This is a genomic window from Novosphingobium sp., from assembly GCF_036820275.1.
Classification (GTDB): domain Bacteria; phylum Pseudomonadota; class Alphaproteobacteria; order Sphingomonadales; family Sphingomonadaceae; genus Novosphingobium.
On the sequence record NZ_DAISLT010000025.1, the window covers coordinates 62,982 to 80,115 of the forward strand.

General features: G+C 63.3%; 12 protein-coding genes. 3 read left to right on the plus strand and 9 right to left on the minus strand.

All coding sequences use genetic code 11. The annotated features are described in order from the left end of the window. Window positions 1–299 precede the first annotated feature (299 nt). Window positions 300–2,399 carry a TonB-dependent siderophore receptor gene (locus V7066_RS18535; protein ID WP_334184457.1) on the plus strand — a complete coding sequence of 700 codons (2,100 nt, stop codon included), beginning with the start codon at window positions 300–302 and terminating at the stop codon, window positions 2,397–2,399. Between the two features lie 2 nt (window positions 2,400–2,401). Further along, window positions 2,402–3,595, plus strand: coding sequence for a PepSY-associated TM helix domain-containing protein (locus tag V7066_RS18540; protein ID WP_334184458.1), 1,194 nt, complete (start codon window positions 2,402–2,404; stop codon window positions 3,593–3,595). 819 nt (window positions 3,596–4,414) lie between these two features. Here V7066_RS18540 and V7066_RS18545 read toward each other — a convergent pair. The 7 genes from V7066_RS18545 to V7066_RS18575 form a co-directional block, all read right to left on the minus strand. After that, entirely contained in the window at window positions 4,415–5,227 is an 813-nt protein-coding gene (locus V7066_RS18545; protein WP_334184459.1) for an energy transducer TonB family protein, read from the minus strand. Then, complete coding sequence (locus V7066_RS18550; protein ID WP_334184460.1) at window positions 5,224–5,655, minus strand: YbaN family protein; 432 nt, start codon at window positions 5,653–5,655, stop codon at window positions 5,224–5,226. The genes V7066_RS18545 and V7066_RS18550 overlap by 4 nt, the downstream gene beginning before the upstream one ends. Next, window positions 5,639–6,250 carry a biliverdin-producing heme oxygenase gene (locus V7066_RS18555; RefSeq protein ID WP_334184461.1) on the minus strand — a complete coding sequence of 204 codons (612 nt, stop codon included), beginning with the start codon at window positions 6,248–6,250 and terminating at the stop codon, window positions 5,639–5,641. Before V7066_RS18555 ends, V7066_RS18550 begins: the two co-directional genes overlap by 17 nt. Window positions 6,251–6,268: 18 nt before the next feature. Further along, the gene (locus V7066_RS18560; protein WP_334184462.1) at window positions 6,269–8,977 is read right to left on the minus strand and encodes a TonB-dependent receptor; all 2,709 of its coding nucleotides are present in this window, start codon (window positions 8,975–8,977) and stop codon (window positions 6,269–6,271) included. Window positions 8,978–9,191: 214 nt separating this feature from the next. Continuing rightward, window positions 9,192–10,160: a FecR family protein gene (locus tag V7066_RS18565; RefSeq protein WP_334184463.1), complete on the minus strand. Its 969-nt coding sequence runs from the start codon at window positions 10,158–10,160 to the stop codon at window positions 9,192–9,194. A gap of 99 nt (window positions 10,161–10,259) precedes the next feature. Next, entirely contained in the window at window positions 10,260–10,769 is a 510-nt protein-coding gene (locus V7066_RS18570) for an RNA polymerase sigma factor (RefSeq protein WP_334184464.1), read from the minus strand. Between the two features lie 259 nt (window positions 10,770–11,028). Continuing rightward, window positions 11,029–11,688 (minus strand): TetR/AcrR family transcriptional regulator, encoded by a 660-nt coding sequence (locus tag V7066_RS18575; protein WP_334184465.1) that lies wholly within the window; start codon window positions 11,686–11,688, stop codon window positions 11,029–11,031. A 171-nt stretch (window positions 11,689–11,859) separates the two neighbouring features. Between V7066_RS18575 and V7066_RS18580 the strand changes: the two genes are divergently transcribed. Beyond that, window positions 11,860–12,684, plus strand: coding sequence for a class I SAM-dependent methyltransferase (locus V7066_RS18580; RefSeq protein WP_334184466.1), 825 nt, complete (start codon window positions 11,860–11,862; stop codon window positions 12,682–12,684). 102 nt (window positions 12,685–12,786) lie between these two features. Here the strand turns inward: V7066_RS18580 and V7066_RS18585 are convergent, their stop codons facing one another. Both V7066_RS18585 and V7066_RS18590 read right to left on the minus strand, forming a co-directional pair. Further along, window positions 12,787–14,685 (minus strand): sulfatase-like hydrolase/transferase, encoded by a 1,899-nt coding sequence (locus tag V7066_RS18585; protein ID WP_334184467.1) that lies wholly within the window; start codon window positions 14,683–14,685, stop codon window positions 12,787–12,789. Between the two features lie 11 nt (window positions 14,686–14,696). Beyond that, window positions 14,697–17,060, minus strand: coding sequence for a TonB-dependent receptor (locus V7066_RS18590; RefSeq protein WP_334184468.1), 2,364 nt, complete (start codon window positions 17,058–17,060; stop codon window positions 14,697–14,699). Window positions 17,061–17,134 lie beyond the last annotated feature (74 nt).

The following is a 17,134-nucleotide window of genomic DNA, read 5'->3' on the forward strand; positions in this document are numbered from 1 at the left end:
AACCGATCGGCAATATCCCGCCTGCCGAAATCGAAGCGCATCATCGTGCTGCCGCAGGGCACCATCGAGATGGTAGCGAAATTCATGCTCCGTGATCTCCGGCAAGCCGAGGGTGATTACAACCTCGAACCTATGCGTACACTCCCGGCTTCAGGGCAAGCCGCCCATACCCCGCCCGCAGATTCGATAATAAGTCGCAATAGCCTTGGCGCGCAGACCCTCAAAAGCTAATGGCGACATTGCGAGTGATTCGCACTATTGTAACGCGGGGGATACAAATGTCGTCATTCAGGATAGCGTTGATCGCATCCGCTTCGATCATCGCGATGCCGGCTTTTGCGCAGGAGGCCCCGGATGCCGAGGCCACAGCGAACGACATCATCGTCACCGGTCGGGCGCAGCGGCTTTATCGCGTCGAACAGACGACGGTGGGCAAGGTCGCCGAAGACCCGATGAATATTCCGCAGGCGGTGCAGGTCATCAATTCGGAACTGTTCGCTGACCAGGGCGCGCGGGATGCGACGGATATCTATCGCAACATCTCGGGCGTCAGCTTCTTCAGCTATGCAGGCGTGACGTTCCGCGGCTTCCGGCAGGATCAGTCCTTCTACGATGGTCAGCGTGGCAACCCGTTCATCGGCTTCTCCGTGCCGCAGCTTTTCAATGTCGAGCGCGTCGAAGTCCTGAAGGGGCCCGCAGGCCTGTTCTTCGGCCCCGGGTCGCCGGGCGGCATCATCAATTACGTGTCCAAGACGCCTCAGGAAGAATCGGGCCTGCGCGCCGTGGTGACCGGCGGCACGTACGACCGCATTGGTCTTTCGGCAGAGGCGACAGGTCCCGTCGACAAGGAAGGGGTCATCACCTACCGGCTTGGTGGCTTCTTTGAATCGATGGATCCCTATCGCCGCAACACCCAGAACAAGTCGCGCATCGGCGATGCGGGTCTGGCGATAAAGACCAACGAAGGCGGCAAGCTGACGCTTCAGGCGACGATCTATGACAGCGAACTGCAGGGCAACCGCCTGCGCGGCGTGCTGGTGGACAATGCCGGCAATTTCCTGACCAGCATCCGCTGGAACGCCAACGAGAAGACCGACTTCCTGAACCTGCGCTCGCAGGCGTATCAGGCACGCTATGCGACCGCGATCGGAGAGCGTGTCACCTTCGATGCCGGCGTGCGCTATTTCAAGGCAACCGAGACCCAACAGTATCACGAACCGCGCGGCCTGGATCCCGCGAACCCCGATCTGGTCCGCCGTGAATTCCGCGACCAGGTCCGGCCCGTCCACGGGCTGTCGCTGATGGCCAACATGACGGCGCGGGTCGACATTCTTGGCGTGGAGCACAAGTTTCAGGCCGGGGCAGATTGGTACGACGAGAAGAGCCTGCTGAACTCACGGATCTTGCGCGCCGGGGTGACATCGCTCAGCCTGAGCAATCCGGTTTATGGTCCTGGGGAAGGTGACGCTGCGCGCGCGGCGCTGCTGCCGTTCACGACCACCGACACCCGGACCAAGCGCAAGGGTGCCTACCTGCAGGACCAGATCAGCGTGACGGAGGCGCTGCTCCTTGTCGGCGGCGTGCGCTACGACAAGTTCGACGATGGGGTATCGACCAGCATGAACGGCACCGTCTCGGCACGGTCCACCTACTCGGACAGCGATGTGACGTTCCGTGGCGGCGCCGTCTTCAAGCCGCGCAAGGACGTCTCGTTCTACGCCAGCTGGTCGCAGAGCTTCGAGCCGCAGGCAGCGGCCGACCAGAACAGCGATGCCGGCGGTCCCTTCGCGCCGGTCACCGGCAACCAGCTTGAAGGCGGCGTGAAGACGCAGCTCTTCGACGGTCGCCTACAGGCCAACGCGGCCGTCTACCGCATCGTGCGCAAGAATATCCTGCAGGTCGACCCCACGCTGGAGCCGGTCAATGGCGTCGATCAGCTTGCGCCCATCGGTGAAGTCACCAGCAAGGGCTTCGAGCTGGACCTGACGACGGACATCACGCCCAACTGGGTGCTCCTGGTAAACTATGGCTACAACGATACCAAGATCACCGGCACGGCCGAGGGTCAGGCGATCGTCAATGCCGTCGGCAACCGGTTCGCGAATGCGCCCAAGCACAAGGTCGGCTTCTGGACCCGCTACCAGGTGCCTGCGATCGGCACGGCCTTTGCCATTGGGGGCGAGCATGTCTCGCGGCGGGTCAGCCTGTCTGGACAGGCGGTGAAGCCTTACACCACCTTCGACGCCTCGATCACCAAGAGCCTCGGGTTTGCGGAACTGCTGCTACGGGTGGATAACATCTTCGACAAGGTCTACGCAGCCTCGGGCTTCTCGGCACAGAGCGGTCACTTCCCAGGTGAGCCTCGCACGTTCCTGGCCGAGCTTCGCTTCCGGTTCTGATCATGGCGAAGGCGGGCAAAGGCAGTGGCAAGGGGCGCTCGCTCTGGTGGCGGGTCCATAGCTGGGCCGGCCTGAAGCTGGCCGTATTCATGACCTTCGTGCTGGCCACCGGGACACTGGCGGTGTTTGCGCACGAGATCGACTGGCTCGTCACCCCCGCGATGCGCGCCGCACCGCAGGATGGGCCTAAAGCCAGCTGGGGTCAGCTCGCCGCGGCGGCAGCGCAAGCGGCGCCGCGCGGCCGGCTGCAGACGCTCTATGCGCCAATCGACCCGTGGTTCACGGCGGAAGCCTGGGTCGACATGGGCAGCCGTGCGCCGCTTCGCGTCTATGTCGACCCCTGGAGCGGGCGGGTGACGGGCACGCATGGCTGGGCCAACGTTCACCGTTTCCTGCGACAGGCGCATCGCCACCTGATGCTGCCGACCAGGGTCGGGATACCGATCGTCTGCTCGCTTGCCCTGCTGCTGCTCACATCGCTGATCACCGGGATCGTCACGTACAAGAAGTGGTGGCGTGGCTTCTTCCGGATGCCGAGAGGTGGCGATGCCCGTAAGCTGAGCGGTGACCTGCATCGTCTCGGCGGGCTATGGAGCCTCTGGTTCGTGGCGCTGATTTCCCTGACGGGGCTCTGGTATCTGGTGGAGACGCTGGGTGGAAATGCGTCGGTGCCCAAGGTGGCGAATGTCGACGTGACGGCCCCCTTGCCGACCGGAGCACAGCTGGATCGACTGATCGCCGCCGCCCAGCGGGCACGGCCTTCGCTCGACATCCGGGAAATCCGGTTCACCGAGAAAAACGGAGTCGTCCTGCTCGGACAGGATGAGGCCTGGCTGGTTCGTGATCGCGCCAACGCCGTAGCGATGGACCCGGCGGATGGGCGCATGCTCACGTCGCTCGACGGGCGCGGTCTGGATATGCACCAGAGGATATCCGAGATGGCCGATCCCTTGCACTTCGGCACGTTCGGAGGGTTGGCAACGAAAGCGATCTGGTTCCTCTTCGGCGTAATCCTGACCGGCATGTCGGTGACGGGGGTCATCATCTATGCCAAACGACTGGAGAAGGCCGAGAAGCAGATGAGAGGTCCAGCCAGGATTGCCTGGTCCGGCATGGGCGCATGGGCCTATGTGGGGACCGCACTCGTGATCCTGGCGCTTGTCCTTACGCCTGGCGCTATCGGCGGCGCGAGCTGATGAGAACAATCGTGGTCAGCGAGGAAATCCATGCGTGATGAATTTCCAGGCATGGAAGACCGATTCGGCCGTAGACTGCCTTTTCGTCGCGGGATTGCGATCCGTGTCAAATAAGCTAAATCGCCCCAACTCGGTCGTTTGGCAGCATCGTCGTAAAATCTGGGACCGGACGCTTGACCACGTTCGCCTGAGATCGTCGGATTAGCGAGGGTTGGGACATTCCTGCCGTTCCCGAGCGTGAGTTGCAATGACCGCGTTGTTGGCGTGTCCGGTAAGGCCGCTCTCGGATTAAAATCGTGCAATCCTGCCATTCCGGTTTCGGGAGCGCGGCTGCGCGACGCCTATGACTGGAAGGGGTGGCTACCGGACTTCGGGTACATAGTAGGTATATGCTTTTCCTCGCGAATTGGGGTCCCAACCCTCCGCCAAAGCTTGCCGTATATCAGCTTCCACAAGCTTTGCTGACATAGGTGGGCGCTGCGGTGCTGGCAATGGACGTCCATCTCGCCCTTTTGGATATGGGTATTCGATGATGAGTTCGCGCCGCGCTTCGCCTGCGACTTTTACGGAAAGGCAAAGGCCCTTGTAGCCGTCTCCGCTGTTACTCCATTGGGGTTCGCTCGTGAGAGCCCAATGCAGAACGAGATCATCGATATTGACCGTTCCTTCTATGGTTCGTTTCTTGCGCTTCGAGTTTAGACCGCCTGCCATTGCTCTAGCTAGCTACCCGCGCCCTTCGAAGTCAACGTCAGCTTTGTCGACGATGTTATCCAACCAAAGAACGCGGACGGCGTTTTTAAATTAAGGTACACGGAATTGTTATCGCTGTAAGAAGAATTCGATCGGCAATGATAGTTCCAGTTCCTCCGGCTTGTCGTCGGGAATGGCGGGAAGCGGCTGCGCCCTCCTTATCGTTTCCAGCGCGGCGCGATCAAGAAAGACCGAACCCGAAGAACGCGCCAACGAAGCGGACAGAATCTTTCCTGCGCGGTTCATGCGGAAGCTGACGAAGGCCGCACCTTCCTCCCGCCGGGCACGGGCGGCTGGCGGGTAGCGGCGGTATTTCTCCAGATGGGCCAGCAGCAGGGCCTCCCAGGTCGCATCGGCATTGCTGGACGTGTGCCTTGCGGGCGGGGCGGGCAGCGTCTTGGGGGCTGTGGTCTCGGGAACCGGATCGGCGGGCTTGGCCGCCGCAGCGAGCGGTTCGTGCCGGGCCTCTGGCGCCTTGAGCTGTGGGATCACGATCTTCGGGGGTTCCGGTTGCTCTTCTCGCTCAACCTTCTGTTCCTCCTTCTCGATCCTCCGCGGCCCTTCCGGGACCGCTTCCATAGGCTCGGGCGGGGCGGCGAGCGGCTCCATCGTCACGACGAGCGCTTCGGACGGCGCGACCATCGGTTGAACCGCGTGCCAGGTGGCGAAGAGGCCCGCCAGGATCGCGAGCACGAGACCGGTCGTGCTTCCCAGCCCGAACAGTCGGGATCGCCAGTCAAGCGATTGGTCGCTGTAGCGGCTGCAAGTTGGGCGGGGCGCAGGATCGATGTGATGTTGCGATGCTTCGTCTGGATACCAGGATCGCAGCATGACGTATCCGGCCGGAATATCGCCGTAACCGTGGAGGGGCTCGTGTTTCATGCGGGACCGTTCCGTTCGGGTTTGGGTTCGGGACACCGCACGATCCAGGTGGCCCAGAACAGCAGACACGCGGCCAGCCCAAGCGCCAGCGGTAGTCCGGGCCGGACGTGAAGGAAGAACAGTCCGTAGCCTGCACCCATGCCGAGGCAGGCCATGACCTTGGCGCGGCGCGGTACGGCACCGTTCTCTCTCCATGCCTTGAGGCCAGGCCCGAAGCGCGGATGACCGAGCAGCCATGCTTCAAGGCGGGGCGAGGAGCGGGCGAAGCAGGGCAGAGCGAGCAGCAGGAAGTCGGTCGTGGGCAGCAGCGGCACGAAGATCCCCACGAAGCCGATGCCGACCAGCAACAGGCCCGCCGCCAGCCAGACCGCGCGCGTGATGCGCTTCGGCCGGGCCCGCTCGCGCCGGACCTCAGGCGATGTGGTCATCGACCAGGGCCTGCACTCGCGCGAAAGCGGCGTTGGCGCCTGCCGCGACGCGCGGTTCGGCGGTTTCGTCGAGCTCTACCGCCTCCAGCGCGGCGGTGAAGCTGCGCCAGTGCGCGGCCGGGCCTTCCGGCGCTGGGGCCAGATGGCGGGCGCCGTGGCTGTCCGACAGCCCTATCTTCGCGACTTCCTTACGCAGCAGCGCTGCGCCCATGCTCGAGCCTTCCGCGACATAAAGCCAGCCCAGCGCCGTCGGCACGTCGACGGCCTGCTCCGAAAACCGGGGGGAACCATCGGCGGTGGGCAGGTTCAGGCCGAGGTCCGTCAGGTCAGCCTCGATCAGCCGCAGTCGCTGTCGCTCCGCCAGTCCCGGCAGCAGAGCCTGCAGCGACGGCGCCTCGTAGAGCGCGGCGATATCGCGGTGGAACAGATACTGCACTGTCAGAAACCGGGCGTAATGTTCCTTATCGGCGAACGAGGCCGCCGACATGATCGAGCGGTCGACGCCTTCATGGGTATCGCGCGTAAGCACTTTCAGGCGCGCGGCGCGGGAAGGGGGTAGGGCGGGGTTGGGGGCAGGATCGAGAGTAATGGTCATGACAGCTCTTTCGATGGTTCAGAAGGTGAAAGTAACGCCGCCACGGATCGTGCGCCCCGGCGAGGCCATGAGGCCCAGGGTCAGCGCGTCCATGTAGTACTTGTCCAGAAGGTTGTCGGCGGTCAGTTCGAAGCGGACATTGTCGTTCAGCTTGAAGCGGGCCGAGGCATCGACCAGCGTGTAGGGGTTCCATTCGATGACCTCGATGGCGCCCGGAACCGCTATGGATTCCGATGGACGGCTGCCGGTGTAGGTCACGCGGGCGAAGAGATTCAGCCGCTCCTGCATGAGATCGAGTTCGACCGAGCCGCCGCCGGCCCATTCTGGCGGAACGTGGTTGCGGCCGTAGCTGCCCCGGAAACCGCCGTTGCATTCGTATTCGGCGGGCAGGGGCCGCGTGGACGTGCCCTTGCGCACCCAGTCGCAGTATTCCGCCTTGGTATAGTGCGTGGCGAAGAGCGACAGCCGGGCCGGACCGGCGCGGTATTCGAACGTGCCCTCGTAGCCCTTGAAGCGGGCCATATCGATGTTGCGGACGGCCTCGTCCGGATCGGCGAAAGTGGAGCCGACGCCGCGGGTGATGTAGTTCTTGGCCTCGTTGTTGAAGTAGGCGAGTTTCATGCGCACTGCATCACCTGCCCAGAACAGGCCATCCTTCGATACGTTGACGCCGAACTCCCAGTTGCGCGCGCGCTCGGGCTTGATCGCGTCGATCGGGTTGGCGGAAAAGCCGGTGACGGCCTCGAACAGCGAAGGCAGGCGCAGCGCTTCGCCGTAACGGGCGTAGACCTGGAGCCAGGAACGCGGGATCATCGTTATCGCCGCGATCGGCGCCCAGCCGCCCGCCTTCTGGTTCAGGTGGTAGTAGTCGCTCCAGACCTTTTCGAGCGGAAAGTAGCGGCGCGACAGTTTGCGGTCGTGCGACTGGAAGGTGGTGTAGCGCAGCGCGCCGTTGAACTTCAGGAACGATACCGGGAGGTATTCGGCATCGCCGAACGCGCTCCATTCCCGCCGCCAGCCATCGCGCGCGGCGCTTTCCAGTTTCGCGCCGGGGATGGCGTAAGTATTCTCGTGACTGAACGATGCCCCCAGGTTGACGGTGAGATCGCCCCAGGGGCCGTTCACCAGCGCGCGGTTGCTGATGTCCATGCCGTGGCGGTGGGTGCGGCCGTCGTAGGGATCGATGTACTTGAGGTCGGGCGAGATGCTGGAAAAGTCGTAGGCGGTGCGGATGCGGTTATCGAGTTCGGTGCGCGAGGCGTTGATCTTCAGGTCGATCAGGTCGCTCTCGGGCTTCCACTTGTAGCGCGCGGTATAGGTATCGACGTCGACCCAGCTCATCGGCGCCTGCAGAGCGCCATCGCCGCGAATGATCGATGAGGGCATAGCCTCGCCGAACCAGCTCTGGAACTTCATGTAAGCCAGTTCGATGGCATGGCCATCGGCGGGACGGATCGTCGCCTTGCCGAGGAAGGAGAGGTTCTCGGACGATGTGTTCAGCACTTCCTCGCCCGCACGGAAGCGGTTGAGGCCTGAAGACGCGTAATCGACGGTCGTATAATAGACTTCGCGTCCGCGCGGCAGGGTAGTGGTCGATTGCGTGTAGGTCAGGTGCGGGGCGTTGCCGTGCTCACCCGCGAAATAGTTCCCGGTATTGCGATAGGTGACGGCGCCGAGCAGATCGATCCAGTCCCACGACTTTGCGACCGCGATGCTGCCGTTGGCGGCGGTAGGCTCGATCCATGAAGGGCGGTCCAAACCGCGCGGATTACCCAGCTCGTTCACGCTCTTGAAGTCGGGCACTGTTTGCAGCGGGCCGCAGTCGTAGTTGCAGCCGGTCTTGTACTTCCCGAGCATCGAGGCGCGCAGGCCGCCCGGCGTATAGGGATCCGGTGCGCTGCGCGTATTGGTGTTGAAGCCGCCGCGTACGCGCACGCCGAAGGTCTTGCCCGGCAGCAGGATGTCTTGCACGCCGATCGTGCGCATCGAGACCACGCCGCCGATGCTGCCCACGCCTTCGACCCCCGACGTGGGGCCTTTCAGCACCTCGACGCCGCCGATCATGTCGGGATCGACGTAGGATCGCGAGGCGACGCCGGAATAGCCGCGATAGACGGTGGTGGCCTGCTGGCTGCCGTCGATCACCACCGGCACGCGTCCAACGCCTTGCATGCCGCGAATATTTACGTCGAGCGCGCCGGAATTGCGGGCATCGCCCGAGAGCACGCCCGGAGTCCCGCGAAACATGTCGCTGGGCTGGAAGCCGCGATTTCGCTCCAGCTCGTCGCGCGTGATGTAGCTTGACGACTGGGGGGAGACATAAGCGAGATCGCCCGTGTCGGTGCCGTCGCCGAAGCTGGCGCCGCCGGTCGAACCGTGGGAGCCGCCGCTTCCCGTAACTCCGCCGCCGACCCGCAAGGTGCCCAGCTGCACGGTGCCAGCCGCCGCCTGGGGCGCGCGGTCCAGCGTGTAGGTGCGCGGCGCAGTCTGGCGGAAAGTGAGGCCGCTGCCTGCCAGCAGCCGCGACAGCGCCTCGGCGGTGGAGAAGCGGCCTTCAAGCGCCGCCGAGCGGCGGCCTTCAGTGAAAGCTGCGTCATAGAGGATCTGTGTGCCGCTTTGTTCGGCCAGGCTGTTCAGCGCATCGGCCAGATTTCCGGCCGGAATGGAATAGCCGCGCGCGGTCTGGGCCGCTGCCGGGCTGAGGCCGGTCAAGGCCAGGGCTGCCATGCCGGCGCCCGTCATGAGCAGGGCGCCGAACGCGGGACGTAGCGCGGCACGGAAAGGACTTTTGTTCAAAATCACCGGAATTGCACCCCCAAAGGAAATCGGGAGGGGTTTTGCTAATGCGAATTACCCTCAGTAACTCTGACTGCCGGGCGCGCGATTTGGAAACCTCGGCAGGAGAAATTTCTCATGCTGCGGCGGATAAGCCAGCGCAGCGTCAGTCGTGAATGAAGATCAGTCTGTTGGTCAGACGCGTCGAATGCAGGCCCAGCGTGTGCTCGATGACGTCGATGGCGCCCGCCGGATCGCTGAGGTCGAACGTGCCGCTGACCGGGCGGCGGGCGATTCCGGCGCTGAGCACGCCGATATAGCCGCGATGGTAGCGCGCCAGTTCGCCCACCACTTCGCCCAGCGGCCGGTTGACGACGCGGATGCGGCCGCGCGTCCAGGCATCGATATTCGCTACGACGACCGGGTGCGCTTTGCCTATCCCATCCTTGCCATAGCGAAGCGCCTCGCCCTCGCGCAGGATCGCGGCGGCGCCGCCGCTGACGACGCGGACGCTGTGCTCGCTCACCGCGACTTGGATGTCCCCGTCCCTCCTGCGGACGATGAAGCGGGTGCCCAGCGCCGTGGTCGATCCGCTCCCGGCCGATACGGTGAAGGGGTGCGCCGGATCGGGTGCGACCTGAAAGGCCGCTTCGCCTCTCAGCAGCGTGACCTTGCGGCCGCTTGTATCGAAACTGATGGCGGTTCCGGTATCCAGGACGGCCTGCGAGCCGTCCGGCAATGTCATGTGCCGGATTTCACCGGTTCCAGTCATGGCATCGGCTTGCAACCGCATGGGCAGGTCGCCGACGAAGACGAGGAGGAGAGCGATTCCCGCTGCGATCGCACCGCTCGTCCAGCGCCGCGTGGGCGCCTTTCGCCAGGATGCCGCAACCCTTCTAAGGATCGGGCCGCGGGCCGGGCGGCTGCCGACGGATGGCGCATCCAGACCCGCCTCGTCCATGGAGGCCCAGAGCGTTTCCGCGCGTGCAAAAGCGGCGAGATGGGCTGGCTCGGCGTCAAGCCATTGCCCGAGACGCACCTCGTCGGCCGCCGACCATTCGCCCGCTTCCCGCGCCGCGAACCAGCGGGCGGCCTGACGGTTCGGGCTTTCCGAATGGGATGCCGGACGATCCACTGTCACTGTTCCTTCGAGAAGGAAGCCATGTCTTCCCTTTCATGTCTCACATCCTGCATGACGCGCGAGACCTGAAAATGGAAACCGGCTCTTGCGAATTTACTCATCGCCGGTCACCCGGTTCAGGCAATGTTCCATGGCCTGGGCGATGTAGCGCGAGACCATCTGCCGACTAATGCCAAGACGTTCCGCAATCTCGCTGGCGGACAGGTTCTCGATCCGGCGCAGGCGGACAATCTCGCGGCAGCGCGGGGACAGCTCGGCAAGGCTCTCCTGCAATTGCTGCAAGGCCTCGCGGTCCAGCAATTGCCGGTCGGCCAGCGGGGTGTCGTCGGCAATGTCCTCGGGCAGCGGCCCCTGTTCGAACAGCCCGTGACGGCGCCGCTCGCTCCTCGCCTGATCGCGCGCCAGATTTGCGGCGAGGCGGAACAGATAGGCCCGCTTGTTGAGGATCGGCGGATGATCGTCGACACGCTGCACCCGCAGCCAAAGGCTTTGCGTGACATCCTCGGTCGCCGTCATATCCCCTACGATGCGCTGGACGAGGCGTGTCAGCGACGAGCGCTCGTTCAGCAACAGGCGCGTGAGGGCACGGGCATTGAGGGACATCAAGCGCGAACTAGCTTATATGCAAATAATTCGCAATAGCATTGACGTGAAGGCAGCCAAAGAGGAAGTGGCCAGAACTGCCCATTAACAACCGCATGTATGAATAGTGGTTTCTGGGTTCGCGTTTGCTCCTAAGCTGGCTGTCGGCAGGCCCCCACAAGCGTTCAGGAGTTGACCAACTTTTACCGTTCTCGGTCCGCGAGCAGCTTGCCCCGCATGCCGATACTCCCTCTCGATGCCGAAGAAGCGAGTGCACATATTAATTGTCGCAAAAGAGGCATCGTATCATCGCTCGGTGAAGCATCGCCTGGCGTTCCAGCAGTTCCGGATCGGCTAAAGCGCGTTGCATGATTATGCCGCCGTCGATGACCACGGTCATCTGGTCGGCCAGGTCGCGGATATCAACGTCCACGCGCGGGCGATGGAGTACGACAATCTCCTCCAGCCAACGCATAAACCGCGCGCGCCAGGCTAGCATGCCTTCGCGATTAAGTCGCACGACCGAGTCGTCGAACAGACGGTCCTGATACGTGAGGGTGGAAACGATGCAGCCCGGATGCTGTGCGATCACGTCGCGGACCATCTCGGAATAGAGCTTCAGGAAGATCAGGAATGCGTGGAGTGGATCATCGCTCAATTCCCGCGCACGTGCCTCCAACTGGTCGAGCACGACCTCGTTTTCGTGCAGATAGCGTTTGAGCAATTGCCGGGCGAGATCGTTCTTGTCCTTGAAGTGATAGAAGAAACCGCTCTTGGTGATACCGGCGGCCTCCACCAATTCTTCGATGGATGTCCCGGCGAAACCCTTCGCGATGATCGCGTCATAGGCGAGATCGAGCAGCCGGTCTCGGGTCTGCGAGCCTTTCCTGGGTGACGACTGTACCCTTGGTAGAGTTTCCGGATTTGTGGCGGGACACATGGCGTTTACTCCCGGGGTCTCGGCTTATTTTGCCCGTAGAATTCAGGGCTCGCCACTATTTTTCACGACTTGACCACGTGATCGGTAGAAGCCCTCCGGTGTTGCGCCCATAAAAGCAGCCATAGCGAGAAGCCATTCCATTCTCGGTAACTGCATGGGAGAACCACAATCATGTCCGTTCTGGCCACCAATCCTAACCAAGCCCTTTGGGAAAAGGGTGATTTCACTCAGCTTGCCGCATGCATGCGCGAAAGCGGCGACGCGCTTATCGATGCCATCGACGTGAAACCCGGCATGGAAGTGCTGGACCTCGGCTGTGGCGACGGCACCACGGCTCTGCCCGCCGCACGCCGCGGCGCCAGCGTGCTAGGCGTGGACATCGCGCGCAATCTCGTCGCCGCGGGCAACGCTCGCGCTCAGGCGGCAGGCCTTGCCAATCTGCGCTTTCAGGAGGGTGACGCCTCGTGGCTCGACGGCCTGGCCGACAGCAGCTTCGATCTGGTCGTGAGCATTTTCGGCGCGATGTTCGCACCGCGCCCGCTGGACACGGCGAAGGAGATGGTCCGGGTCACGCGCCCCGGCGGACGCATCGTCATGGGCAACTGGATCCCTGGAGATTCCACCCTGGTCGCACGCGTCCTGCAGATCTGCGCCACCTATACGCCGCCGCCGCCGGAAGGATTTGTCAGCCCGGTCACATGGGGCCAGGAATCTATGGTGCGCGATCGCTTCGCGGCCGCCGGGATCGCCGACGATCGCATCGCCTGCAAGCGTGCGACCTACACCTTCCGCCATGCCGGATCGCCCAGCCGGTTCCTGTCGATATTCCGTGACTTTTACGGACCGACCATGAACGCCTTCGAGGCCGCCGCCAAGAACGGCCGCGAGGGTGACCTGCAGGCCGAGCTGGAAACTCTGTTCGAAGCCGAGAACCGTTCCACCAGCGGAGGAACTGAGATCCCCGCCACCTATCTCAAGGTTATTGTGCAAGTCTGATCACGCGCGGTCAGTTAGCTTGGTCCTATGCGGGAACGGTGGCGTCGGATCCGACGCCACCGTTCCGTTCGGCACCGCTGTCCAACTGCCCAGCCTCACCGATTACCGTGCCGCTTGCATGCGCTTCATGAAGGCATTGATATCAAGCACCGGCGATGCCGGTGTGTAGGTTCCGTCGAGAACAAACTGAAGATATCGCCCTGAAGCCTTGAGATACTCGTCATCCTGCGCCGCCGCATCATCGATCGCGGGCCGGACGAGGCTCGCCTTCGGCCCCAGGTAGGTGAGTGCGTTGATCGCCTGGAGGCGGACGCGTGGGTTTGGATGTTTCGCGAGAAGCCTGCCCAAGAGCTGAACCGGCGCATGCTCGCCGGTGAACCCGGCTGCAACTTCCGCAAGCGCAACGCATACATGATCGGAAGGATCGGAATCCATCCGCTGGATGACGTCTGCCTGGGCTGGGCGAGCGGCTTGACCGAGGATCAACAGGCCTTGCGCCGCCCAGTATCGAACAATGGCGTTTTCGTCCTTCAGGTGCGCTTGCAGGGTCTCAAGATTGGCAGGATCGCCTTTCGCGGCCAGAGCTGCCACCTCCATGATCCGGGGGAGTGGGTAGGCACCTGACTGACGACTTTGCAGGTATCCTTCCGGCTCTGCACCCTCTGGTATGAAGCCGTTGTCGTTCACTTCAACCATGTGCGCGTCCAGAGCGCGGCGCATCTCCTCGATCCTGGCGCGATGCGCCGGCGCATCGATGAGGTTCGAGACTTGGTCGCGATCGCTCTCGAGATCGAAGAATTGCTCGAACGGCTTGTGCTGCCAGTAGAGTTCCTGAACCGGGTTCAGCGTGCCCGCAAGATGCGCTGCCTCCCAATCCTGGTAGCCCTTGGCGACCCATTGGAACTGGCCGTGCTGCCCCCAGGGACGATGCGGCGAATAGTTGCGGATGTAGCGATACCGGCCGTCCGTGACGGTGCGCGACATGTCGTAGCGCTCGTCCATGCGGTTGCGCATGCCGAAGGCATACCGCTTGGGCTTGGCCGCATAGGGGCCGAGGAAAGCCGATCCCTGCATGTGTGCGGGTTTGGCTATGCCGGCAAGCGACAGAACCGTCGGGGCGAGGTCGATGAAGGTCACCGGCGCGCGCACTTCGCGGCCTGGCGCACCGGGAGCGAGGTGACGCCATTTTTCCGGAAAACGCACGATCATCGCGCAGCGCAGGCCTTCGTCGTAGCAGTAGCGCTTGCTGCGCGGCAGGACACCGCCATTGTCGGAGTAGTAGAAGACGATCGTATCTTCCGCGAGGCCCGCCGCATCGAGTTCCGCGAGGCGGGCTGCGATCTCTCCGTCCATCGCCTCCATTCGGTTGTAGTAGGTCGCGAAGTCCTGCCGGATCCCGGGGGTGTCCGGGAGATAGGCGGGCAGACGGATGTCCTGCGGCTTCACCCGGCCGTCCAGCGGCTGGAAAATCCTCGATTCATGCGTGGTTTCGGTGTTGAATACCGCGAAGAAGGGGGCATTGCCGGGCCGATTTCGCCAATGCGCGTCCTTGCTGGAGGCATTCCAGATCCGCGCCGGATCGAGGTCGGAGTTGTAGTCCGTCTTCGCGTTATTGGTGCAGTAATATCCCTCGGCCCGCAGATACTCCGGAAAACCGGCGAGCAGCGGCGGAAGCTTGGCCACGGCACGCATGTTGTGGGCGGGGCCAGCGCTCTCGGGGTGGACGCCAGTGATGATGCCGAACCGGGAAGGGGCGCATACCGGCGCATTGGAATAGACGTTGCGGTAAAGCACGCCCTGCTGCGCCATCCGGTCCAGGGTTGGAGTATGGGCAAGCTTGTCGCCATAGGCGCCGATGAAGGGATTGTTGTCCTCGCTCACGAGCCAGAGGATATTGGGCCGCGCGCGATCGGCGGGCATCGCCTGCACTTTTGCGGCAAGACCGGCCGCGGCCGCCGCCGCGCCCGAGGAAAGCAGGTTTCTGCGGGAAATTCTGGCCATGCCCTTACTCCTCAGTAGCTGAACGTGAAGGTCGCGCCGAAGTAGCGGTCGGCGTCCTTGGGGATGAAGCCGGTCAGATTGTAGGGGTTGGCGGCATTGGTCAGGACCGAGGCACGGCCCATGCCGTTGACGAAGTGCTGGTTCGTCAGGTTGCGCGCGAATAGTGTCACGCCGTAGCGGCCGTCCTGACGTCGCAACCCGAGGCTGAGGTCGAACGTGGCATAAGCGGCTTGCACTAGGTCGCGGTCCTGTTCGAGGGCGAACTGGATCCTTGACTGCGCGTTGCCGGAGAGCTGGCCGAAGGCGGCGAAATCGGTTCCGGCAATGTCGCTCTCATAGCGCAGGGTTGCGGTGCCGCGCCACTTGGGCGAATTGGGAATGCGGCCATCGCGCACGTTGAGCAGCGGGGTCGCCCCTGCTGTCGTGCGATAGCACTGGTTGACGGGGCTGTCGGCACGAACCGCTGCGGCCCCTTGATCGTATAGCGGACAGCTGAGGCCGTCGACATCGACGCTGGCGTCGAGATAGGTCCCACCGCCGCTGAGCGTCAGGCCGCGCGCGGGACGGGCGGTGAACTCGATCTCGACGCCCTTGGTCCTGGCGCTGCCTGCATTGGTCGGCACGAAGCTCGTGGTGTTGGTGATGGGATCGGTCTGGGCAGCCTGGACCTGGAGATCGGTGTAATCGGCGTAGAAGAGCGCCGTGTTCACGGTCAGCAGACGATCGAACAGGTCAAGCTTGACGCCCGCCTCCCACGCCTTGACCGTTTCGGGGCGAACCGCGCGTTGGTTCGCGAAGTCGGCGCTCACCTCAAGATCATAGGCGGCGCCCTTGTAGCCGCGCGTCCAGGTTACGTAGGCCTGTGCATTTGGAGAGAAGCGATACTGCAGGCCGATCTTACCGGACAGGTCGGTATCCGCAGTGGATCCATCGCCGATCGAGGCGGCCATGAGCGGGGTGTCGCCGCTGACCAGCGCCGTTCCGGGCCGATTGCCCGCATAGCGCACGGTTTCACGCTGGAGACGCCATCCGCCGATGAGCGAAAGACGGTCGATGACGTTCCATTCCGCCTGACCGAATGCGGCCCACTGCCGGGTCTCTCCGGAAGCCTCGTGCCAGGTCGAGAGATTGGTGACGTTCGGGCACACGGCGCCGACCGTCGTCGTGCCGCCGGCACACGATTGAAGGCGGCGGCGGAAGCCGCGGGTCAGGTCGAGGTCGAGGTAATAGAGGCCCAGCACGTAGGTGAGCGGGCGATGCTCGGGGGAGGTGAGGCGCAGTTCCTGTGTAAACTGCCGCACGCCGGCCGGACCGCCGTTGAGGAGGTACTTGCTCTGGCCATAGGGCAGCAGCAGGGGGCCGTCGTAGGGAAGGCCGTCGACATCCACGTTGTTGTCGAAGTCGAACTTCTGCCAGGCCGTCACGGAGGTCAGGGTGTGATCGCCAAGTTCGAGATTGCCTTCGAGCGAGACGATCCACTGCCGGGTATCGTTGAAGGAAGGCGTATCGATGTTGACCTGGCGGTTGTGCCGTCCGGCCACGACCGGCGCGATTAGCGAGGCCAGCAGCGGGGTGGTAACCTGAAGGTACTGCGGCTGGCAGCAATCGGCATCGGTCTTGCGGTAGTCGGCGGTCAGTAAAAGATTGAGCCGTTCCGCGGCGTCCCAGTCGAGCTTGCCGCGCAGGCCCCAGCTCCTGAAGCCGTTCTTGTCATTGCCGGTTGCCACATTGTCGATGTGGCCGCCTACATCATTGTAGAAACCGCTCAGCCGGGCCCGGAGCGTGTCCGCAAGCGGGCCGGAAACGGTGCCTTTCACGCGGTACTCGTCCTGCTCGGCGATGGTCGCCTCGGCGCGGCCCGTCCACTCGTGGGTAGGCCTTGCCGTGACCACGCTGATCACGCCGCCTGTGGCATTCTTACCGAACAGGGTGCCTTGCGGCCCTCGCAGAACCTCGACGCGTTCGATATCGGCGAGGTCTACGAAGCCCTGCGCCTGCCGCGCGAGGACCACGCCATCGACGACGGTCGACACGGAGGATTCGGATCCCTGGTTGAACAGCGAGGTGCCGATGCCGCGGATCCGAAAAGTGGAATTGGAGACGTTGTTGTTCTGGGTATAAGTCAATGACGGGATCGCGTTGGCGAGGGCATTGGTATCGTTGATCTGGCGCGAAGCCAGGGTGTCACCCGACAGGGCGGTGACGGCGAGCGGCACGTCCTGCAAACGTTCGGTGCGCTTCTGCGAGGTTACGACGATCTCGCCCGGAATCTCTTCGCGAGATTGCGCCTGCGCGCCGACCGCGCATAGCGCTGAACCGAGGAAGAGCGAAATGGCAATGAGACGGCGCCTTGAAAACCCGGATCGGTTGTTCACGCTGGAAGTCCTTCATATCTGTCTGGATCAGGCAAAGCTTCGCTCTTCGCGACACCAAGGTTTCGCGAGGCGGC

Bases quoted from the DNA above. Each gene is read 5' to 3' on its own strand.
- V7066_RS18580 (WP_334184466.1), top strand. From the start codon at position 11,860: ATGTCCGTTCTGGCCACCAATCCTAACCAAGCCCTTTGGGAAAAGGGT.
- V7066_RS18570 (WP_334184464.1), bottom strand. From the start codon at position 10,769: ATGTCCCTCAATGCCCGTGCCCTCACGCGCCTGTTGCTGAACGAGCGC.
- V7066_RS18550 (WP_334184460.1), bottom strand. From the start codon at position 5,655: ATGACCACATCGCCTGAGGTCCGGCGCGAGCGGGCCCGGCCGAAGCGC.
- V7066_RS18540 (WP_334184458.1), top strand. From the start codon at position 2,402: ATGGCGAAGGCGGGCAAAGGCAGTGGCAAGGGGCGCTCGCTCTGGTGG.
- V7066_RS18560 (WP_334184462.1), bottom strand. From the start codon at position 8,977: ATGGCAGCCCTGGCCTTGACCGGCCTCAGCCCGGCAGCGGCCCAGACC.
- V7066_RS18585 (WP_334184467.1), bottom strand. From the start codon at position 14,685: ATGGCCAGAATTTCCCGCAGAAACCTGCTTTCCTCGGGCGCGGCGGCG.
- V7066_RS18575 (WP_334184465.1), bottom strand. From the start codon at position 11,688: ATGTGTCCCGCCACAAATCCGGAAACTCTACCAAGGGTACAGTCGTCA.
- V7066_RS18555 (WP_334184461.1), bottom strand. From the start codon at position 6,250: ATGACCATTACTCTCGATCCTGCCCCCAACCCCGCCCTACCCCCTTCC.
- V7066_RS18545 (WP_334184459.1), bottom strand. From the start codon at position 5,227: ATGAAACACGAGCCCCTCCACGGTTACGGCGATATTCCGGCCGGATAC.